Here is a 22,902-nt window from a genome sequence, read left to right as displayed (position 1 = left end):
TTGATAAATAAAGTCTTTTTTATTTGTTCGAAATTTTTGCCACGCTCCACAATTGTCTTGATTTTTTAGCTGTAAAAAGCAAATTGTCATGCACTTAATAGCATTACTTAAAAATTCTCTATTAGATTTTTCAAATAAAAATGTTGTTTTACCAATATAGATTTATTTTGGAGAGGAAATAATGAATAAAGTATTTAAGTTAGTTTGGAATGCACAGCGTCAGGCGTACGTCGTTACATCAGAAAAAGCACAATCTAAAGGTCGATTGTTTTTACTTAATTTAGTTTCAGCTATCAGTGTAACATTAGTCATGACACCAATGAGTTATGCTCAATGTGATAGTTCGTTACTAAAAAATAATTGTGCCCGAAACGTTACTAATGAGATTGTTAATAAAAATTTATATAATAATCAATTTATTAGTAAACAAATTAGTGTTGATGTTAATTCACTTTTTGGTGCTACTAACTTCAACAACTCAGTAGAAATATTATTATCTAAGCATATTGAATCTGTTGATGATGGCTATAACTATATTAGTGATAATAGTGTTAGTGACATAACTTTACATCAATCTGCAGGAGATATTATTGGTGGTAAAAATGGTATTAATCTTAACCATAATGGTAATGGTTCAAACGGTATTACGATTTCAGGTGAGGTCACGGGTAAACAGGGTGATGGTATAAGAACTATAAATAGCACCTCGACTCAAGATCTAAATATTACCGAACTTGTTGGCGCCAATGTTCATGGTCAAGGCAATGGAATTAACGCCTTAAATAATGGACACGGTATAACAATAATTTCAACTGCGGACTCGGTTATCGGTGATGAGCTTGATGGTATTTTGGCTGTAAACGATGGTGATACTCAAGGTTTAAAAATAATCCAATCAGCAGGTGATGTTCATGGGAAAAAAAATGGTATTAATGCTGATAATAAAGGTAAAGGTAGAACCAATATTACTTCCAATGGAGAGGTGGTTGGTGATGAAAATGACGGTATTAATGCCGTTAATGAACAAAATGCAGGTGATTTACTGATTTCACAAAATGGTGGCTCTATTACTGGTGGACTTAATGGTATCAAAGCTAATAATCTGGGCAATGGTTCTACTACAATTGCGGTTTCAGCTAATATTCTTGGTCAACAAAATGATGGGATCTATGCCAATAATAGCAGCAACACTCATGATTTATCGGTGACTCAAAATTCAGGCGTTATTAATGGTAAATTAAACGGTATTAATGCTGTTAATAATGGCAATGGATCAACTATTGTCACAACTTCAGGTACAGTTACTGGTAATGAAAACGATGGGGTAAATATTACTAATCAAGCCAATACGAATAAATTAACTTTTAATCAGTTAAAAGGTGAAATTACAGGTAAAGAATACGGCATAAATATAGTTAATAATGGTAATGGTATAACTTCGATTTCAAGTCATGGTGCGATCGAAGGACAACAAAGAGACGGTATATTGGCTACAGGTAGTGCCAACACAACTGATTTAAACGTTAATCAAACCAGTGGTAGTATAAAAGGTGCAATTAATGGAATGAATCTCACTAATCAAGGTACTGGTTCAACTTTAATTACTACTAATGGTGAGGTCATTGGCCAACAAAATGATGGCCTTTATGCCGTTAATCAAGCTAATACCCACGATATGACGGTTAATCAATCTGCAGGCACGATTTCTGGCCAATCTAATGGTATTTATATTCACAATGGTGGCAATGGATCTTCTATTATTGGTAGCTCTGGTGATATAACCGGTGAGACTAATTATGGTATTGTTGCTGTTAATGAGACCAATACCAAAGATCTTACAATTATCCAATCGTTAGGTAATATCAATGGTAACCAAGATGGCATTAATATTGAACATAGAGGGACTGGGTCAACCACAATTTCAACTGCAGGACAAGTATTAGGCCATCAAGGTAATGGTATTTATGCTGTAACTCAAACAAACAGCCAAAATTTAACTGCAAAACAATCATCTGGCCGTATCTATGGCAAAAAAAGTGGTATTAATTTTAATAATAATGGTAATGGATCTACATATGTGAATACTTTTGGTGATGTCACTGGTGAAGAGAATGAAGGGATCTTAATTAATAATGACAGTCATAGCCAAGATGTCAATGTGATGCAGACATCAGGCCTAATTAAAGGTAATACTAATGGGATTAATATTAATAATAAAGGTAGTGGTAAAACAACAGTAACTTCATCTGGTGACATTATTGGTAATCAATATAATGCCATTACATTACTCAATGATCAAAATAGCCAAGATATCACCGTGTCACAATTAGATGGTAATATGCAAGGGGAGTCATATGGCATGTATATCACTAATAATGGCAAAAGTACTACAGCGATTACTACCTCAGGCAATGTAACTGGCGCTGAGAATGATGCAATCCGTGTGTTTAACAATAATAGTGCTACGGATTTAAAAATCAATCAATTAAAAGGCTCTATTACCGGTAATCAAGATGGTATAAATATAGAAAATGATGGCCAAGGATTAACCAATATTACTACTTCAGATAACGTCATCGGTAAACAACGTGATGGTATTGCAGCGAAAAATGGTACTAGCTCTAAAAGTCTTAATGTTATCCAATCAGCTGGTGAAATTAATGGTCATCGCTATGGAATATATGCGGTCAATAGTGGTCAAAGCTCTACGGTAATTAGTATTGCAGGTAAAGTGATTGGTAATAATAGTGACGCCATTTTTGCTGTTGCTGAGTCAGCTACAAACAATTTACTTTTTAGTCAAAATAAAGGTAGTGAGATTAATGGCAAGCTCAATAGTGTCAATCTTACCAACAATGGGCAAGGTTCAACGAATATTAAAGTTGCTGGTCAAATTGTTAGTCAAACTTTAGATGCCATTATTGTAGCTAATGATGCCAATACGAGTAGTCTATCCTTTAGACAAGAAGCGGATAGTAATATTCAGGGAGAGATGAATGGCGTTAATCTTACCAATAATGGACGAGGTTTAACGAATATTATAGCTGAAGGTGATATTAGTGCTAATCAAGGTTCAAGCATATTAGCCGTTAATGGTGATACCGCAACAGATCTATTTGTTAAACAATCTAATGGCATTATCAATGGTTTTGATAATGGTATTATGGTGACCAATAATGGCACAGGTATGACTGTACTTGATATATCAGGAAAGGTAGTTGGCCAAAATAATATCACTGGAATAGGCATTAATACTTCTGGTAAAGAAGGTCTTAAAACTTATATTAATTTAAATCAGGGCGCTGATATATCTTCTGCTAGTGGTATTGCGATTAAAAATGAAACAACTGATTCAATTATTTCCCTCAATGATGGTTCTAAAGTTAGTGGTCAAATTAGATTGGGTACTGGCAATGATACCTTATTTATCAATGAGGGTGCAGATATATCGCAATTGACTGTTGTTGATGGGGGCAATAAATTACTTCGCGTAGATGGATCGTCTGATGTTGATAGCCTTAACCTTAATACACATCTTATTGGTTCATCAACCTCTAATGGTACGATAGGTGATGTGGCTATTATTGGTTGGGAAAATATTAATCTTAGCAGTATTGCTAGACTAACACTCACTGGCGATTTAAATACTGATAAATTAACCATTAATTCAGGAGCTATGGTGGATCTTAAAACTGGTCTGCACCAATCTAATATTAGTGGTAGTGTTTATAATAGTGGTGTGATTACCCTCGGTAATCAATTTGCAGGTGACCGTTTAACGATTGCAGGTGATTATATTGGAGATAATGGTAAGTTAATCTTTGACACGGTTGTGCAAGATAGTGATAGTCCAACCGATCGATTATTTGTACAAGGTAATGTTTCGGGTAATACTTTTATAGAGATTAATAATATTGATGGTTTAGGTGCTGATACTAGTAATACTAATGGTATTGAATTAGTGCATGTTGATGGAGCGAGTAGTAATGATGCTTTCAAAATGCAACAAGAGCATCTAGATGTGGGTGCATATGAATATTATTTACATAAAGGTGATCTTAATAATCAAAATAATAACTGGTATTTACGTTCTTACTTACCTAATAACCCAACTGACCCTACAGAACCAACAGATCCTAATGAACCGACACATCCAGTTGATCCAGTAGATCCTTCAACTCCAATTAAACCAATCGATCCAACTGAACCAACGAGACCAATAGATCCTAATGAACCGACACATCCAGTTGTTCCAGTAGATCCTTCAACGCCAATTAAACCAATCGACCCAACTGACCCTACGAGACCAATAGATCCTGAACCAGAAAAACCAGCCAGAATAAAAACTTATCGTAAAGAAGTATCAATGTTTGGTGCAATAGCTGAACAACTTCGTTTAGCAGATAACCTTATGCAAAGTAATTTACATCAACGTATTGGTAATGCGCCATTGCAGGATTCATCAATAGGGTGGGGAAGAATTATCACTAAACGTATTAATGTAAAACAGAATGGTACTGCAAATGCACACAGTAAAGGCAACTACTCAGGTTTCCAATTGGGCAGTGATATTTGGCAAAATAACGATTGGCGAATAGGGGGATATTTCGGTTATCTACATGGTAATTTAAGTGTTGATGGCTTTGCTAGTGGTAGATATGGGCGTGTAGGTAGTAATGGTATTAATTCATACTTTATGGCTGCTTATGGTACCTATATGCAAAACGATGGCGGGTATTTCGATATGGTTTTACAAGCTGCTCGTCACCGAGTTGATGTAAATCCAAATAGTAATAAAAATAGCAAACAAAAAGCAAATAGTTTGAATGCCTCCATGGAAACAGGTAAACCATTTGATTTATTTGATAGTAATTGGAAAATCGAACCTCAAGCGCAAGTAATTCACCAATGGTTAGATTTAAAAGATAGCCATATCAATGGTAAAACTAAAGTAAAACATAGTGATAATAATGCTTGGCTATTCCGTATTGGGGCTAGATTTGAAGGTGACTATAAAGCTGATAATGAATTATGGCGCCCTTATGCACGGGTAAACCTTTTCTATTCACCAAGTGGTGCTGATCATGTCACTTTTGCTAGTAAAAATGCGGCTACTGAATTTAGTAATGGGGTTAAATCATTTAGTTCTGAATTAGCCATTGGCGGTAGTTATGAAGTTAATAATCAAATTAATGCATATAGTGAAATAGGGCACACGTGGACTCATGGTGGCGATGCCAGAGTTAAAGCTCCAATTAGTGCTTCTATAGGTATCCGTGCTAATTGGTAATTGTTAAATAAAATTTCGTTAACTTAGCTAAGCCGATATTACTTAGTAAATATCGGCTTATTTAATTATTTTTAGTTCTTTTTCAAACTTTCTTTTAATTGAAAATTAAATATTACGGTTACGTTTAGTTAGCCACTCGACAATTGCTGGATCACGATGTGAGAAGAATGCACTAGTTGCAGTATCAATTGCGGTAATATTGATGAGATCTTGATTTGAAAGTTCAAAATCAAAAACATTAAAATTTTCAGCCATTCGTTCTTTTCTAGTTGATTTTGCTAAGCAAACAATTTGTCTTTGTATTAACCAGCGTAAAATAATTTGGCCAACTGATTTATTATGTTTATTGGCAATAACAGTTAATACAGGGTGATTAAAAATATCGTTTTTTCCCTCAGCGAATGGCGCCCACGCTTCTGGCTGAATAGTTCTACTTTGCATCCAAGGTACTGTCTGCAATTGTTGATTAAATGGATTAATTTCGATTTGATTGATGGCTGGCTTAATTTTATTAAAAGCTATCAAGTCAGCAACACGGTCTGAATGAAAATTACTTACACCAATGGCTTTAATTTTTCCTTGTTGATACAACTCTTCCATTGCTCGCCAAGCGCCATGTATATCACCAAAAGGTTGGTGGATTAAATAGAGATCAATGTAATCTGATTGTAGTAAATTTAGCGATTGTTCAAATTGAATTTTAGCACCGTCATAGCTAGCACGATTTAACCAAAGTTTGGAAGTAATAAAAAGATCTTTTCGGTTAATTCCACTCACTTTAATCGCATTTCCGACTTGGCGTTCATTTTGATAAGCTGTAGCGGTATCAATTAGGCGATAACCAACATCAATTGCATCTAAAACCGCTCGCTCACACTGTTTTTCATCAATTTGATAAACACCAAAGCCTAAAATAGGCATTTCAATGCCGTTATTTAATTTTGTGCTTTTCATAATGCACACCTCTAATATTAAAATTAACTGAAAATATTAACGGTTGTCTTTTCGAATGATTATTTATTAATCTCACTATTAAGTAAAGCGGAAATGTTATCTCATTAGCCAACAAATAACTTGTTTTATGGTATTTTTCTAGCTATCTATCTTTATGTTTATCTTCAAAAACTCCTCTCCTCAAAATTTTTAAGTCTTAAGTAAATTATTATTTAGTTAGTAAAGTGATTATTACTTAAATAAAAATTATTTATTTAAAAAGTGTATTAAATAAAAAAAAAGGATTGTTGATGGATAAAAAACTAGCTGAGTGAATGGATCAGTTATCGTGCAATGGTTATTTTGTTTGGTTTACAAATTATTATAAAAAAATTATTTTTGAAAAAAATATGATATTTATTTTTAAAATATTAGTAATTATTATTTAGTTTTTTGTTAACTTCATTAAGTTATATCATGATTATTAAATGATTTTAGATATCGCTATAAGTTTATTCTTTGCACATCATTAATCATTATAATTTTTTTTAATTAGTTTGTTGTTAAAAAAATAGTAATTATATTTGCTATTGTTTTTTGAAATATGTTAGAAATATTGGCATAGTAATTGCATACATTAATATCAGATTAATCATAATTACAGAGAAGTTTAGTAAAGAGGAACATGCGTATGGAAAATCATAGCAGCAGTACCGTTGCTTTTGTAAAAAATAGGCGAGCATCGCTGATTAGTGCAATCTTTTTGATGGCAACTTCGGCAATTGGCCCCGGTTTTATCACTCAAACAGCTACTTTTACCGTGACACTTGGCACTGCTTTTGGTTTTGGTATTTTGGCCTCTATCATTATAGATTTTGTGGTTCAGCAAAATATTTGGCGAGTAGTTGCATTAACAAAAATGAACTCATCAGATATCGCTAATAGTACTATACCTTTTAGTGGTTATATATTAGCAATACTAATTATATTTGGTGGTTTAGTTTTTAATATAGGTAATATAGCTGGAGCCGGTTTAGGATTAAATGCATTAGTTGGCCTTGATCCTAAGTGGGGTGGGGCAATTAGTGCTCTAATGGCGGTTTATATATTTTCATCACGTAAAGCGAGTAATTTTATTGATCGCCTAATGATTGGTTTAGGTTTATTGATGATCATTTTGACAATGTTTGTGGTCTTTGCTTCTCATCCTCCTGTTGGTGAGGCTTTCAAAGAGACAGTAATACCATCAAATATTGATTTTGCTTCAATTACAACTATTGTTGGTGGTACTGTTGGTGGTTATATATCCTATGCTGGTGCTCATCGCTTACTTGATAAAGGTATGGTTGGCGTAGAACATATAGACTATGTATCTGGTGCAGCAACAAAAGGGATCATGGTAGTTGGTTTAATGCGTTATATTTTGTTTTTAGCCATTCTAGGTGTAGTAGCTAGTGGCGTAACAATCGATATTTCGAGTTATGCCGCTAATCCGGCATCACAAGCATTCCAAGCGGCTTTAGGCGAATTAGGTTTGCGTATTTTTGGTTTGATACTATGGGCAGCTGCCATCACGAGTATTATAGGTGCCGCTTATACCTCAATGACTTTTATTACACCTTTTAAACGTAATATCAGTGAAAAACAACGCCAATTTGCTACTATTGTTTTTATTGCAGCCTCATTGGCGATTTATTTAATTATGGGTACCGCGCCTGTATCATTGCTGGTTTTTGCTGGTGGGTTTAATGGTTTAGTATTACCGCTTGGTTTAACTATCTTTGTTTACATAGGATGGAAACGGGCTGATTTAATGTCTGGTTATCATTATCCTAGATGGCTATTGTGGTCAGGACTTTTGGTTTGTGCTATCACGTGGTATATGGGAGCAATGTCTGTTTTCACTATTTTTAATTATTTAAAATGAAGGGCATCATGATTACTAATAAGATTATTGATTTAAACAGTGATTTTGGCGAAAGTTTTGGTCAATGGCAAATGGGTAATGATGAGGCAATGCTGAAAGTTGTTAGCAGTGCCAATATTGCCTGTGGCTTTCATGCCGGTTCGCCAGAAGGAATTTTAAAAACATTAAAAGCAGCCAAGTTAAATAATGTAAGTATTGGTGCTCATGTGGGATATCCTGATTTAGTTGGTTTTGGCCGACGAAATATGGATATTGGCTCTGAAGAATTAATTGCTGATGTTATTTATCAGATAGGCGCATTAACTGGATTAGCAAAATCTATTGATGCTGAAGTTAGTTATGTTAAACCGCATGGTGCTTTATATAACACGATAGCGCATGATAAGCGCCAAGCAATGGCAACGATTGATGCTATTCGACTGATTAATCCTCATCTTGTTTTAGTCGCTTTGGCTGGATCACCATTAATCAGCTGGGCTAAAGAAAGTGGCTTGAATGTTGTTGCTGAGGCATTTGCTGATAGAGCTTATCATACCGATGGTACCTTAGTTTCTCGTAAGGAGGTTGGTGCCGTCTTACATGATCCAGATATTGTTGCCAATCGTATGTTACAACTTGTTAATGAAGGTGGTTTGATATCAATTGAAGGCGAGTTTGTTGAGATTGATGCTGGATCAATTTGTGTTCACGGTGATAGTATGGGCGCTTTAGCGATGGCGCAAAGAGTTAGCCAACAATTACAAAATAATGGTGTTAAAATTGCTTCATTTACTGATGTTATTAATGAGTAATTTGCAGTAGATATTGTAACAATATAATTCAATTATTTGCCGTAATTATCAAATAAAGATTTACTTATAATCAATCTTTTTTGCGGTGTTTAGAGGTGCATAATGCGTTTTTTACCAGTTAATATTGATGCTCTGCTTGTCGAGTTAGAGACTCTAGAACAAGTGATGGCATTAACTGATGCATTACAATATAAAAAAGATGTATGGAATATAAATGAAATAATACCAGCAGCTCGGACAGTGTTAGTTCGATATAATTCCATTATTATGGATGGAAATAAACTTGCCCAATATATCGCTCAATTAGATGTATCCTCAGGGCAATTAAGAGCTGGTGAATTAGTTACCATTCCAGTTAGTTATAATGGTGAGGATTTAGGCTTTGTAGCAGAATATTTAGGCATTAGCGTTGCTGATGTTATTTCTAGACATACAAGTAATGAATATCAGGTTGCTTTTTGCGGATTTGCACCTGGTTTTGCTTATATGGTAGCGAAGGATATTCAGCTTAATGTTCCTCGCCGTCAATCTCCCCGGGTTCGTATTCCTGCTGGCTCTGTAGCCTTAGCTGGAGAATTTAGTAGTGTTTATCCACAAGCAAGCCCCGGCGGTTGGCAACTGATTGGTGTTACCAACGTTAAAGTCTGGAATATTTATCGTGACGAGCCAGCACTTTTTAAACCAGGTACACGAGTAAATTTTATTGATGTAAGTAAGACTGCTACTAAATATAGCTTACCACAATCGAAAAAAGTAACCCCACCGGTTGAACAACAAGTGCAACCGCAAGATATTGAGATATTAGCCACTGGAATTCAAACTTTATTACAAGATAATGGCCGCATAGGACAAGCTGAATTAGGTATTTCAGAATCAGGTGCAATGGATAAAGCAGCTTTGCATAGTGCCAATCGTATACTAGGTAATCCGACTAATGAGGCTGTTTTAGAAATAACTCAAGGTGGTTTTAAAGCTCGTATTAATAGCGCTATGTTAATTGCTGTGACAGGGGCGTCATGTGAGATTAAAGTTACTACAATTAGCGGTGAAAGCTATTTTGCTCATATGTATCAACCGATCCAATTAGAAGAAGGGGATATTGTTCATTTAGGTAACGTACAGTATGGTGTACGTAGTTATGTTGCTGTGCGTGGTGGTTTGCAAATTCAACCAATTTTAGCGAGTTGTTCTTTTGATACATTGGCGCAAGTCGGCCCTAATCCGCTAAAAGTTGGTCAAACATTGGCGATTAAGAATAGTCAGACTTTTAATGCGCTTTCATTAAATGAAACTCCCGTTATCTCTTATCCGTGTAAAGATGATGTTGTCGAATTGAATATAATGTTTGGCCCTCGTACCGATTGGTTTACACAACAAGCTATACAACAATTAACTTCACAATTGTGGCAAGTGACCCCTGCATCAAATCGTATTGGTTTACGTCTTTTGGGGGAAATTCCTTTAGAGCGCGAAAAACAACAAGAATTACCAAGTGAAGGCACTTGTATGGGGGCAATACAAATTCCTGCTAATGGTCAACCCGTACTATTTTTAAATGATCATCCTCTAACAGGCGGTTATCCGGTTATTGCAGCAGTATGTAATTATCATTTGGATTTGGCTGGTCAAATTCCAGTTAATGCCAAAATAAAATTTAATCCGATTGGAGTTTTTAAAGAATTTGAAGGGAGCCATGTTAATCATGTCTGAAATTAATAAACAAGTTGCACACAAAGTATTGATTGCTAATCGTGGTGAAATTGCCGTTCGGATTATTCGTGCTTGTCGAGATATGAATTTTGCATCGATAGCGATTTATGCCGATGTTGATATGGATGCACTGCATGTGCAAATGGCTGATGAGGCTTATGGATTATCAGGTAATACACCGAGTGATACCTATCTAAATATTGATAAGATTATTGCGATTGCGCAAAAATCTGGAGCGACAATGGTTCATCCCGGTTATGGCTTTTTGTCTGAGCGAGTTGAATTCGCCAAAGCGGTACAAGATGCTGGTTTAATTTGGATTGGTCCTAACCCTGAAACAATAGCTGTTTTGGGCGATAAAGTAAAAGCGCGACAACTTGCTATCGAAGTAGGGGCACCACTAGTTACCGGTACGGATAAACCTGTACAAAATGCCAAAGAAGTTGTTGAATTTGCACATAAACATGGATTACCAATTGCAATTAAAGCAGCATTTGGCGGTGGAGGCCGAGGACTTAAAGTTGCTTGGCAAATGGATGAAGTAGAAGAACTCTATGATTCAGCTGTGCGTGAAGCAACGGTAGCATTTGGACGTGGTGAATGTTTCTTAGAACAATTTTTACATCATCCTCGACATATTGAAGCACAGGTTATCGCTGATGCACATGGTAATGTTGTTGTAGTTGGTACTCGTGATTGTTCTTTACAGCGTCGTAATCAAAAGTTGATAGAAGAATCACCTGCACCTTTTTTAGATGAAAAAATAGAAAAACAAATAGTTAAAGCATCAATCGATATCTGTGCTAAAGCAAATTATATTGGCGTTGGTACCGTTGAATTTTTACTGAGTCAGGATGGTAAACTGTCTTTTTTAGAAGTAAATACTCGATTACAAGTTGAACATCCTGTGACGGAAGAAACAACAGGAATTGACCTCGTGATAGAACAGTTACGAATAGCGCAAGGATTACCTGTTAGTATTAAACAAATGCCTCAACCACAAGGGCATGCTATTGAATTTCGCATAAATGCAGAAGATGCTGCTAATGGTTTTTTACCGGTGGCCGGAACGATAACTCATTTTGATATACCGACAGGCCCTGGTGTTCGCTTAGATAGTGGCGTTCATGCAGGATCAGTAATTCCTGCTACATTTGATTCACTCATGGCTAAACTTATTATTGTTGGTAATAATCGCCAACAGGCTTTGGCAAGAGCTCGTCGTGCATTAGCTGAGTTTACCATTAAGGGAGTTGCTAGTGTGCTACCATTTGATCGAAAAGTGCTAGACCATCCTGATTTTTGCCAGCAGTTTAATGTGCATACTCGTTGGATTGAAACGGACTTTAATACTGAACTTGAACCAGCAAAAAGGCAACTTCCGCAGCAAGAAGATATATTGACCCATACCTTTATTGAAATTGATGGTAAGCGTTGTAAGCTTGGTTTGCCTGCGAAACTATTTTCAGGATTATCTATCAGCCAGACCAATAGTGAAGCCCAATTAGTTGTAACCACTAACACAAATCTTGATTTAATTGTTCCAGCTCCAGTGTCTGGTAATTTGTTTAAATGGTTGGTTGAGGATAATCAAAAGGTTGAACAAGGTGATATGATTGCAATTATCGAGGCAATGAAAATGGAAATTCAAGTAATAGCTCATCGTGAAGGTATTTTGAAACATTCTCATATCGAAGGTACGTATGTTAATGCTGATGATCCTATTGCTGAAATTATTTAGTATTAAAAATAATTTATAAATTAATAATAACAATATGTTTTATTAGATTTTTGCAGTAAGTAAAACATATTGTCTTTTATATTAAGATTATTAGTATTGCCTTTTCGAAACAGTTATATCGGCGATTAATATGTAATTTAAATTTCCTACTGTTTTTGATATTAACCTCTCTAATCTTATTGTTTGGGATCTTAACTGATAAATTAAACGATATAATATCTAGTATTCATCTCTAATTTGAATTAATTACCCATTGCTATTCTCGTTTTATCATTCTCAAAAACCCCTTTCCTCAAAATTTTTTATTGAAAGATAATAGTTATTGGCGACTCTCTCTAATCCTTATATAGATTCAGGATAATAATTAAACTTAATAATTGAACAAAGTAATATAAAAAATAGTTATCATGATAATTTTTTTATAGTTTTAGTTTTAATTTATGATAAGGTTGCCGTTTTGTATTTTATACATAGGGAAGCACTATGACACATTCAACCAATAAATTGGTTCGTTTTTATTTCAAAGTAGGATTAATACCACAAATTATTTTGGGGTTAATCTTAGGTATTGCATTAGCGGCAATTTCAAAAGATGTCGCATTAGATATGTCCTTTATTGGATCACTTTTTATTAATGCTTTGAAATCAGTAGCCCCAATCTTGGTACTTATTTTAGTTATTGCTTCAATATCTAATCACCAACATGGTAAACGGGCCAATATGGGAGAACTATTGGCTCTTTATTTTGCAGGGATGATGTTAGCGGCTTTATTAGCAACTGTTGCTAGTTTTATCTTTCCTTCTGATATCTCTTTAGGTGATACCGCTAATCAAACTAAATTGACACCGCCTGGTAGCGTTATTGAAGTACTAAAAACTTTATTTAACAAGATGATCGACAATCCAATTAATGCGCTGGTTAACGCTAACTATATCGGTCTTATTATTTGGGGTGTTGGTATTGGGATTGCATTAAGACATTCAAGTGAAACCACGAAAACAATGATGAATGATCTTTCTGTAGCTATTTCATTTATCGTTAGAATTATTATTCGTTTTGCGCCATTAGGTGTATTTGGTTTAGTCGCTTCAACTCTTGCTGAAACAGGCTTTGGAGAATTACTTAAATATGCCCATTTAATTCTTGTATTGGTGTCTAGTATGTTAATTGTAGCATTGATCATTAATCCATTACTGGCGTATATGGTCATGCGTAAGAATCCGTATCCATTAGTATTAACTTCATTAAAAGAGAGTGCTATTCCAGCCTTCTTTACCCGAAGTTCGGCAGCAAATATACCGGTTAATATGGAAATTTGTCGAAAACTAAAAATGGATGAAGATACCTATTCCGTCGCGGTACCGTTAGGGGCAGCCATTAATATGTCAGGTGCAGCTATCACTATTACTATTTTAACCTTAGCAACTGTTAATTCATTACATATAGAAGTTGATGTTCTTTCTGCCGTATTGCTTTGTATTGTAACGAGTGTTTGTGCTTGTGGAGCATCGGGAATTGCTGGTGGTTCATTACTGTTGATTCCTGTTGCTTGTAGTATGTTTGGTATACCTAATGAAATTTCAGCAAAAGTCATTGGTATTGGTATTGCAATTGGCGTAATTCAAGATTCAGTTGAAACAGCACTTAATTCATCAAGTGATGTGGTATTTATTGGTGCTGTTTCAGAGAAAGTACAGCGTAATAAAGCAAAATAGAATCAATTTATTCGTTAGCCAATTTATAATGACTATTAAGCCTGATAGATATCAGGCTTTTTTATAAATTGAAAACAGAATCAGTAGCTCAATGATTGCATTTACTCTGATGAATATTTATCATGATTTACATATTAAATGTATTAAGGAATTATCATGTCATTCAATGCAATTATGTTAGGGAAAGATGAGGTTACTGGATTTTCGAATTCCTTAAAGACTATTACTAAACAGCAGTTATTGCAGCAGCAGGGAGATACTTTAGTCCAAATTCATTATTCAAGCATCAATTATAAAGATGCTTTAGCCTTGACGAATAAAAGTCCTATAGTTCGACAATGGCCAATGGTACCGGGTATTGATGGTGTGGGTACCGTCATTGAGTGCCATAGTGGCCGTTATCAAGCAGGTGACTTAGTTATTTTAAATGGCTGGGGATGTGGAGAAACTCATTGGGGATGTTTAGCACAATATGCCTATCTAAAATCAGATTGGTTAATCCCTCTACCTAATAACCTTACTAGTTATCAGTCAATGGCTATGGGCACAGCCGGTTATACCGCTGCACTTTGTGTAAAACGCATTATTGATTATGGCGTTAAACCAGAAGATGGCAAAGTTTTAGTTACTGGTGCAACAGGTGGTGTTGGTTCTGTGACCATTGCATTATTGTCTAAATTGGGTTTTAACGTTACAGCATCAACAAGTAAAACTTCTGATAAAGAGTATTTATCAAAACTAGGTGCGGTTGATATTATTGATAGTCAATCATTGAAAAAGCCGAATAAACCGTTACAAAAAGAGTTATGGTCAGCTGCAATAGATGTCGTTGGTTCAAACACATTAGCTAATATTTGTGCTCAAACTCAATATGGTGGCATAGTCGCATGTTGTGGTTTGGCGCAAGGTATGGACTTACCTGCAACCGTGGCACCATTTATTTTACGCGGCGTAACACTATCGGGAGTGGATAGTGTGATGGCAAGTTATGATAAACGGGTTGCAGCTTGGCAATTAATAGCAGAAAACATGGACGAGAAACTGTATACTCATATAGCTAAAATCATTACTTTAGATCAATGTTCTGAGATAGCACATAAGATGATCGCTGGTGGAATTAAAGGACGCTTTGTGGTTGATGTGAATTAGTGAACTTTATACTTAAATAAGCAGAATAAATATGCAGCATAGATTAATGCTGCATATTTATTAACTAGTTGGTTGAATTATTGTATAGTTGAATTAAAGAGTTTTCAGTTGTATTTAATGATTTAATTTCTTGGTTAACATCTTTATCATCTAACTTATTTAAAACAAGCTTGATTTGCGTAATCATTTTCGGTAAATAATCAACAAATCCATCATAGTAAATGCGATTTAAGCCTTGTGTTTTTATTACAGAGTCATTACCTTTATATTTTTTTAAATTATCAGAAATATCTACAATTTGTTGAATTTTCAGTTCAATAGCTTGTGTATCTAAATTTTTGAAATTGTTTTTTTCATCAAACGTATTATTAATTAATCCGACAATTTCTTTTGTTATGTCCATTATTTCCATACAATCATATTGAAGAGTTAATCCTCTTTTTTTAAAATCCAATTTTTGAATATCATGTATTTCATTGTATAATTTATTATAAATAAGTTTAGCTGAGTGTTGTGTTTGCATAAACTCATTATATGAATTAGCTAGTTGATTAAAAAGTTTCGGTGCTTTTTGGTAATTATCTGATTGATATTCACCATTAAGAGCGTATTTTTGTAGTTCATGCAAAACTAATGCTAATTTGACATAATTTTCAGCAAATTTTTTACCTTCTATATCTAATTCGAGTAATCGTGGTTCACTTTTTTCTAATTCATCAATTAATAGTTTGTAGTTATGTAGTAATTTTTCAGAAGGTAGAGATAAATTCAAAACAAGAGAAAAATTTTTTAAAGGATCCTTTTTGATTGCTTCCAATGTACAGGCATTATTTTTTTCGCCACAATTTTGAAGAACTTTTTTTGCCTTTTGATCTAAATTAATTAAAGTAGAAGTATTTTTTACGTTTTTATTTAACTTTCGTCCAAAATAACCATAATCATAATTAAATACGGATAGCCAAAGGTTCATTTTCTCGGATTGAGCATATGCTTGACGCGTATTTTCATCCATTGTTTGTTCTATTGATTGAGAAGGTTCTGATTCTGAAGTAGGAGTAGGAGCTTGTTCTATCGCTGATATATTGGTAGATTCTACAGGTTGTTGGTCAGCTGGTTGTTGTTTTGTTTTATCATCGCAACTAATTATTAATAAACTAGCTAAAATTAAAGTGAATATTTTTGTTGTCATTTAATTCTTCCATTTAATATAAATAATAACATCAACTAGTTAAGCTTTTTGTATGTAATAGTTTATTAAATAATCGACATTAACTCAATTTGTTATTTTTTAATCAATAAGTAAACCTATTTAGGCTCTTTTGTATCAAATTAAGGTTTATATTAATAACAATATATTTCGAAAAATTTTTTTTCAGTAAAATCAGATTAGATTCAATCTAACTTAACTATTTTGCAGTGATGTTCGTAGTTACCAATCAAAGTTATCAATAATCTGTGATTAATTTCGAAGGGGAATATGATATGCCATATCAAACAAGAGATGATTTACCTGAATCAGTCCGACATGTTTTACCTACCCATGCTCAAGATATTTTTAAAGAAGCTTTTAATAGTGCTATAAAAGAGTATCAAGATCCGAAAAAAAGACGCGATAAAAGTGATGCTGAACAAGTTGCTTTTCGTGTTGCTTGGTCAGCGGTTGAAAAGGTCTATCATAAGGATGAGCATGGCAAATGGGTAGCTAAATAAAACTTAAAACATTTTAGATAGCTTGTTTTATTATTTAATAATGCTATAAATAAGAATAAATGCTAAGCTGACATGGATAGTTGGCTTATTCATATTTAAATTAAGGAGTTATGATGTTCATTTTTTCTCTTTCTTATCTCAAACCTATTAGTCAAGTTGAAAAATATTTACAAGCACATATTGATTATCTAGAGCGTTATTATCAATTAGGACATTTTATTGCTTCAGGTCGCAAAATTCCTCGCACTGGTGGTATTATTATTTGTCGTGCTGAGAGTCATGAACAAGCCATGTCTATCATACAACAAGATCCATTTTATATTCACCAAATTGCTCAATATGAATTAATTGAATTTGTTCCTAGCAAATATGCCAAAGGGTTTGATGATTTTATCTAATGATTATCTAAAACATTAACAATGCTATTAGTGAAATTGATAAACATATTGTTAATTATCGCAAAGCAGCTAAATTCATATTAGCTTATTTAATTATTCCTATTCTTAAATCCTCATTTCAACAAAACTAATAAAAAATTTGAACCTTTTTTATATTTTTTAACCTCTATATAAGTATGGTCATTTTATCAATGAAGTTATATTAAACTCATTTAAACTTAATATTTCATTACGATTTTATTAGCTAGAGATTAAAAACTAATGAGTAAAAATAAACAACAACTCATCGAATTAGCTTGTAAGGGCGATAAACAAGCACTGGAAAAATTGCTAGTCATTTGTCAACCAGATAAAGATTTGCAAGACGAACCTGTTCAAGCTCGGAAGATATTGATGATGCGGTGCAAATTGCACTATGGCAGTTATATCGAAAAATAAGCATGTTGAAAACGGTGGCTACCTTCAGTAGTTGGTTATTTCGAATTGTCGAACGTTAATGTTATCGATTATTCAGAATTAGGAATTAGGAAAATATTGATTCAGGTTTTGATTTCGATAGCCTCAAAACAGCATATACAGATATTGATCTCAAAATTGATTTGATCAATGCAATTCTTGTTTTGCCAATAATCTATCGAGAAGTTCTAATTTTAAGAGATATTAGGGAATATTCATCCCCAGAAGTCGCTGACCAACTAGGTATTAATGTTGAGGCGGTAAAAAGCCGATTGCACCGAGCTAGAATGCTAATAAAAGAAAAAATTAATTCACGAAAACTTTCAAGATTTTAAATAACATGTAGGAGAACTCAATGTATTGTCGTAACTCAATCATTTTACATTTAATAAGAGGTATAGCTGCAATTTCGTTGATATTTGCTGTATTTTTATTTCAACTTCCGCTTTTGCTTAAATTGTTTTTGGTTGTGGGTGCCATTTTGCTGTTACGAGGTTGTCCTGCCTGTTGGTTGTTAAGTTTAATAAATAAATTACAAACTCAAAAAGGAAAACAATATGAGTGATTATCAATCGAGAGAAGATTTTAAATATTTAGCATGTTTATTGAAATCAGCTCCAAATGAAACACAAGCATTTATTGATTTTGATCAGCAAACGATTAAGCGAAATGATGGAAATATTCCAATAAAAATTCGAGAGTTAATAGCTTTAGCTATTGCACTAACAACGCAATGTGCTTATTGCATTGATGTTCATGTCAAAGGTGCAAAACGAGCAGGAGCTAGTTTAGAAGAGTTGGCTGAATTAATTTCCATTTCCGCATCGGTAAGAGCAGGTGCAACTATGGCGCATGGTTTGTTAGCAACGCGATTATTTGAACAAAAAAATGGTTAACTCCTTAGTATTATTGTTTAAATGGCAGTTATTTAGTCAAAAATTAGCTGCCAAATTTTTATTCTCTTAAATTTAAATTTACAACTCCCTGTTTTCTTCCTGAATCTCTTTGTTATCCAAATTTAAGATAAATTTTCCTTATTCTATTTACAATTTTCCTTATCAATACGGAAAAAGTTGGTTAGTAATTATTTATTTTTCCTTTTATACTAAATTTGAATCATCAATAAACATAGGTAATTGATTATGAATAATAAAGGTTTACCAAAAGATTTTCTATGGGGCGGTGCTGTTGCTGCTCACCAATTGGAAGGTGCTTGGCAAGTTGGCGGCAAAGGTATGAGTGTTGCTGATGTGATGACAGTTGGATCGCCGAAAAGCTATCGCAAAATCACTGAAGGTATTATTCCTGGTGAGTATTATCCTAATCACGAAGCTATCGATTTTTATCATTATTATAAAGATGATATCAAGTTATTTGCTGAAATGGGGTTTAAGTGTTTTCGAACTTCAATTGCTTGGACGCGAATTTTTCCAAAAGGTGATGAGCTTGAACCAAATGAAGAAGGTTTAAAGTTTTACGATGATTTGTTTGATGAATGTTTAAAATATAACATTGAACCTGTGGTCACTCTTTCTCATTTCGAATTACCTTATTATTTAGTAACCGAATATGGTGGTTTTCGTAATCGTAAATTAATCGATTTCTTTGTTCGCTTTGCCGAAGTCTGTTTTGATCGTTATAAAAATAAAGTCAAATATTGGATGACCTTTAATGAAATTAATAACCAAGCTAATTTTGACGAAGATTTTGCTCCTTTCACTAATTCTGGTATCTATTATAAAGAAGGTGATAATCGTGAAGAGATCATGTATCAAGCCGCTCATTATGAATTAGTTGCCAGTGCAAAAGCAGTTCAAATTGGTCATGCGATTAACCCTGATTTTCAAATTGGATGCATGATTGCACTAGTGCCAATCTATCCTGAAACTTGCAAACCAAGCGACATCCTAATGGCACAAAAAGTTATGGAACGTAAATACTTCTTTACTGATGTTCATGTGCATGGCAAATACCCAAATTACATTAAAAAATATTGGCAACGTAAAAATATCAAGTTAGATATTACTTCGCAAGATTTAGAAGAGTTAAAGAAAGGAACCGTAGACTATATTGGCTTTAGTTATTACATGTCCAATGTTGTTAGGCACAATCAAGGCAATGATCATTATGATTATAATGAAAAAACTGATTTAGTTGGTAATCAATATGTTAAAAAATCAGATTGGGGTTGGCAAATTGATCCAGAAGGCTTACGTTATACCTTAAATTGGCTAACTGACACCTATCAATTACCGCTATTCATTGTGGAAAATGGTTTTGGTGCTTATGACAAAGTTGAGTCTGATGGTAGCGTTCATGATAATTATCGAATTGAATATCTACGTGAACATATAAAACAAATGAAGTTAGCCATTATTGAAGATGGCGTTGACTTGATGGGGTATACACCATGGGGTTGTATTGATCTCGTTTCTGCTGGTACTGGTGAAATGGAAAAACGTTACGGTTTTATCTATGTAGATAAAGATAATAAAGGCAATGGTACCTTAAAACGTAGTCGTAAAGATTCTTTTGCTTGGTATAAAAAAGTCATTGAGTCGAATGGTGAAATTTTATAACGATTTAGATTCATTAGGAGAAATTATGAAAAAAGCGTTAATTATTTGTGCAGCAGGTATGTCATCATCACTTATGGCTAAAAAAGTTACTGAATTTTTTGCTAACCAAAATAAAGCTATTGAACTTGATGCGGTATCGGCAACTGAAGGTAGTAATAAGATTAAAAATAGTGATTTTTCACTGTTCTTAATTAGCCCTCAAACCATGATGATGTTTGATAAATTAAAAGCATTAGGTGATGAAGTAGGAAAACCAGTGGTGAGTATTCCTTTTCAGGCATATATCCCAATACCATCTGGTATTGAACAATTAGCTAAATTAGTCGAGGATAATATTAACTAATATTCAAGAAAATCTTTGTTCTACCGATCTTAATATGATGCGATTTTTTTATGAATGATCGCATCATAAATGGCTTAAGTTTCACATTGCCATTTTAGTAACTTAACCCTTTGGATAAATTTCATTAATAGTTAAGGTGTAGTAGATAATGATAAAACAAAAACAACGAGAACTAATTAGTTTACTTGTTCGTTCTAAAAATGAATATAAAAGTAGTCAAGAACTAGCTACGCAATTATCGTTATCTGATCGTACCGTACGTACCTACCTTAAAGATTTAAAAACTATAGTTGAAAGTAATGGCGGTAATATAATAAGTAAACAAGGTTACGGTTTTCAATTACAAATTGAAGATCGAAATGCATTTAATTTATTTTTAATTGAACACCATTTATTAGATAAAAATGTTGAACAATTTCAATGTCGAGAAGCGAGTGAACGAAAACATTATATTTTGAATTTATTGTTATTAGAGAGTCAAAAAATTGATGTTGAAGCATTATCAGAACAACTATTTATCAGCTCATCTCAATTAAATAAAGATATTACCGAAATTAAATCTCAATTACTTCCTTATGAACTAACGATTAAAAAAAATTATTCACTAGTTTTTGTTGATGGTGAAGAAAAAGCTAAACGTCATTTTATAATGAGCTATTTTTTTCATGAGGATTCAATTAATTTTCTACACCATTTGTCCTATTTTAATCAAGCTTTTGAAACCATTAGTTTTGATTCATTAACTATTATTATTTTAGATGAATGTCGTGAGGCAAATATTAAATTATCAGATGTGATGATACAAAATATTGTCTTGCATTTATCATTAAGTATTAAGCGGTTACAATCGGGACTTTCGATTCAAAATCTTGATTTGCCTGTTTCAACAAATTCGTCACTTGAATACCAAGTTGCCGAGCGAATTATCGCTCGCATTGAATCGATTATTGGTTTTCATTTTCCTAAAGAAGAACAGATGTACCTTACTCTCCATTTGATGAGTAAATCTAATTTAATCCAAGATGATCTGGATGATGATTTAGGTTCGTCACTAACAAATTTGCTATTAAAGATCCAACAAGAAACAGGCTATCCTTTTTTGCATGATGAACAATTAAAAAATGGATTAATCCAACATTTAAAACCAATGTTAGTGCGTTTACAACAAAATATTAAATTAGATAATCCATTAATAGATGAAATCAAACGTCAATACTGTGAGGTCTTTGGGTTAGTTAAGCGTTATTTCAATCAATTACCCAATTTACAACAATATGAAGTGGATGATGATGAATGGGGATATTTAGCGCTGCACTTTTTAGCATCACTAGAAAAGCTAAAAAGTGAACAGAAAGCAAAAGTGTTAATTATTTGTGCAACGGGTCTTGGTAGTGCTCAATTACTTAAAAATCGAGTAGAAAGTGAATTTGATGAAAGAGTGAAAATTGTGGCAACGCGAGGTTATTATGAAATTGATCCAGAAATGTTAAATGACATCGATTTTATTATTTCTTCGGTCGATTTATCGTCAAAAATATTTAAAGTTCCAGTATTTCATGTTTCAGTATTTTTTTGTGAAGAAGACGTTCAAGCGATTCGCCGTTATCTTTCCCATAGACAAAAACCTAATTCATTGCCAAAAAATTCATTTGTGACAACGTTTGATGATAAACAGCAAAATCATTCGCATTATATTAGCCAAATCTTTGATGATATTGCCGCAGATTATTTTTATTTGTGCTCAAACAAACCATCTAAACAAGCTGTTTTGGATCATTTGCTTGATCTCTTATCTATTAATGAGGCAAAAAGCTTTAAACAAGAAATGCAAAAGCAGATGGAAAAACGGATGGTTATTGGTGAGATACTTTTTAGTCCAACCATAGTGGTTCCTCATCCTGCCATTCCAGTAGGTAAAATAGCTAAAATAGCGATTGCCATTATTCCAGAAGGGCTTTGTTGGGATGAAAACTACCCAGATGTAAAATTCGTTTTTATGATTTCACCGTCAATTTATCAAAATTCTCATTTAGCAATGATGACTAAAGCAATTGTCAATTTAATCGATGATTCGGTCATGCAACAAGCCATGTTAAAAATTGCAAATTTTAACCAGTTTAAATCACTTTTTATCCAACTTATTGAAAAAGGAGCGTAAC

General features: G+C 33.6%; 18 protein-coding genes. 16 read left to right on the top strand and 2 right to left on the bottom strand.

Translation table 11 applies throughout. The annotated features are described in order from the left end of the window. Positions 1-181: 181 nt before the first annotated feature. The gene (locus RAM17_RS09695; protein ID WP_110448034.1) at positions 182-5,290 is read left to right on the top strand and encodes an autotransporter outer membrane beta-barrel domain-containing protein; all 5,109 of its coding nucleotides are present in this window, start codon (positions 182-184) and stop codon (positions 5,288-5,290) included. 105 nt (positions 5,291-5,395) lie between these two features. On the opposite strand, the gene RAM17_RS09690 is transcribed toward RAM17_RS09695, so the two are convergent. Beyond that, positions 5,396-6,244 (bottom strand): aldo/keto reductase, encoded by an 849-nt coding sequence (locus RAM17_RS09690; protein ID WP_110447458.1) that lies wholly within the window; start codon positions 6,242-6,244, stop codon positions 5,396-5,398. Positions 6,245-6,914: 670 nt separating this feature from the next. Between RAM17_RS09690 and RAM17_RS09685 the strand changes: the two genes are divergently transcribed. The 6 genes from RAM17_RS09685 (at position 6,915) to acuI (ending at position 15,257) form a co-directional block, all read left to right on the top strand. Further along, positions 6,915-8,150 carry an NRAMP family divalent metal transporter gene (locus tag RAM17_RS09685; protein ID WP_110447459.1) on the top strand — a complete coding sequence of 412 codons (1,236 nt, stop codon included), beginning with the start codon at positions 6,915-6,917 and terminating at the stop codon, positions 8,148-8,150. 8 nt (positions 8,151-8,158) lie between these two features. Next, the gene (locus tag RAM17_RS09680) at positions 8,159-8,941 is read left to right on the top strand and encodes a LamB/YcsF family protein (protein WP_306240011.1); all 783 of its coding nucleotides are present in this window, start codon (positions 8,159-8,161) and stop codon (positions 8,939-8,941) included. Positions 8,942-9,043: 102 nt separating this feature from the next. Beyond that, complete coding sequence (locus RAM17_RS09675) at positions 9,044-10,651, top strand: 5-oxoprolinase/urea amidolyase family protein (protein ID WP_110447461.1); 1,608 nt, start codon at positions 9,044-9,046, stop codon at positions 10,649-10,651. Further along, positions 10,644-12,392: an acetyl/propionyl/methylcrotonyl-CoA carboxylase subunit alpha gene (locus RAM17_RS09670; protein WP_220000038.1), complete on the top strand. Its 1,749-nt coding sequence runs from the start codon at positions 10,644-10,646 to the stop codon at positions 12,390-12,392. Before RAM17_RS09675 ends, RAM17_RS09670 begins: the two co-directional genes overlap by 8 nt. Before the next feature lie 483 nt (positions 12,393-12,875). Further along, the gene (gene sstT, locus RAM17_RS09665) at positions 12,876-14,108 is read left to right on the top strand and encodes a serine/threonine transporter SstT (protein WP_110447462.1); all 1,233 of its coding nucleotides are present in this window, start codon (positions 12,876-12,878) and stop codon (positions 14,106-14,108) included. A gap of 156 nt (positions 14,109-14,264) precedes the next feature. After that, positions 14,265-15,257, top strand: a complete 993-nt coding sequence (gene acuI / locus RAM17_RS09660; protein ID WP_110447463.1) for an acrylyl-CoA reductase (NADPH) — start codon at positions 14,265-14,267, stop codon at positions 15,255-15,257. A 64-nt stretch (positions 15,258-15,321) separates the two neighbouring features. On the opposite strand, the gene RAM17_RS09655 is transcribed toward acuI, so the two are convergent. Further along, positions 15,322-16,446 carry a DUF3829 domain-containing protein gene (locus RAM17_RS09655; RefSeq protein WP_110447464.1) on the bottom strand — a complete coding sequence of 375 codons (1,125 nt, stop codon included), beginning with the start codon at positions 16,444-16,446 and terminating at the stop codon, positions 15,322-15,324. 293 nt (positions 16,447-16,739) lie between these two features. On the opposite strand from RAM17_RS09655, the gene RAM17_RS09650 reads away from it, so the two are divergent. The 9 genes from RAM17_RS09650 (at position 16,740) to RAM17_RS09620 (ending at position 22,901) form a co-directional block, all read left to right on the top strand. Next, positions 16,740-16,967: a ChaB family protein gene (locus RAM17_RS09650; RefSeq protein WP_110447465.1), complete on the top strand. Its 228-nt coding sequence runs from the start codon at positions 16,740-16,742 to the stop codon at positions 16,965-16,967. A gap of 113 nt (positions 16,968-17,080) precedes the next feature. Beyond that, positions 17,081-17,365 carry a YciI family protein gene (locus RAM17_RS09645; protein WP_110447466.1) on the top strand — a complete coding sequence of 95 codons (285 nt, stop codon included), beginning with the start codon at positions 17,081-17,083 and terminating at the stop codon, positions 17,363-17,365. Positions 17,366-17,626: 261 nt separating this feature from the next. Beyond that, a complete protein-coding gene (locus tag RAM17_RS09640) occupies positions 17,627-17,803 on the top strand; it encodes a hypothetical protein (RefSeq protein ID WP_198220647.1) in 177 nt (58 codons plus the stop codon). Then, positions 17,767-17,862 (top strand): hypothetical protein, encoded by a 96-nt coding sequence (locus RAM17_RS12600; protein ID WP_372339513.1) that lies wholly within the window; start codon positions 17,767-17,769, stop codon positions 17,860-17,862. The genes RAM17_RS09640 and RAM17_RS12600 overlap by 37 nt, the downstream gene beginning before the upstream one ends. A gap of 102 nt (positions 17,863-17,964) precedes the next feature. Beyond that, entirely contained in the window at positions 17,965-18,156 is a 192-nt protein-coding gene (locus tag RAM17_RS12595) for a sigma factor-like helix-turn-helix DNA-binding protein (RefSeq protein ID WP_370547565.1), read from the top strand. 222 nt (positions 18,157-18,378) lie between these two features. Next, positions 18,379-18,717, top strand: coding sequence for a carboxymuconolactone decarboxylase family protein (locus tag RAM17_RS09635; protein ID WP_110447468.1), 339 nt, complete (start codon positions 18,379-18,381; stop codon positions 18,715-18,717). Between the two features lie 246 nt (positions 18,718-18,963). After that, a complete protein-coding gene (locus RAM17_RS09630) occupies positions 18,964-20,400 on the top strand; it encodes a 6-phospho-beta-glucosidase (RefSeq protein ID WP_110447469.1) in 1,437 nt (478 codons plus the stop codon). A gap of 25 nt (positions 20,401-20,425) precedes the next feature. Further along, the gene (locus tag RAM17_RS09625; protein WP_110448036.1) at positions 20,426-20,743 is read left to right on the top strand and encodes a PTS cellobiose transporter subunit IIB; all 318 of its coding nucleotides are present in this window, start codon (positions 20,426-20,428) and stop codon (positions 20,741-20,743) included. Positions 20,744-20,891: 148 nt separating this feature from the next. Beyond that, positions 20,892-22,901 carry a BglG family transcription antiterminator gene (locus RAM17_RS09620; RefSeq protein ID WP_110447470.1) on the top strand — a complete coding sequence of 670 codons (2,010 nt, stop codon included), beginning with the start codon at positions 20,892-20,894 and terminating at the stop codon, positions 22,899-22,901. The last annotated feature ends 1 nt before the right edge of the window (position 22,902 follow it).

Source organism: Gilliamella apis (genome assembly GCF_030758615.1).
Taxonomy (GTDB): Bacteria; Pseudomonadota; Gammaproteobacteria; order Enterobacterales; family Orbaceae; genus Gilliamella; species Gilliamella apis_A.
This window is presented reverse-complemented; position numbering and strand designations above follow the sequence as displayed.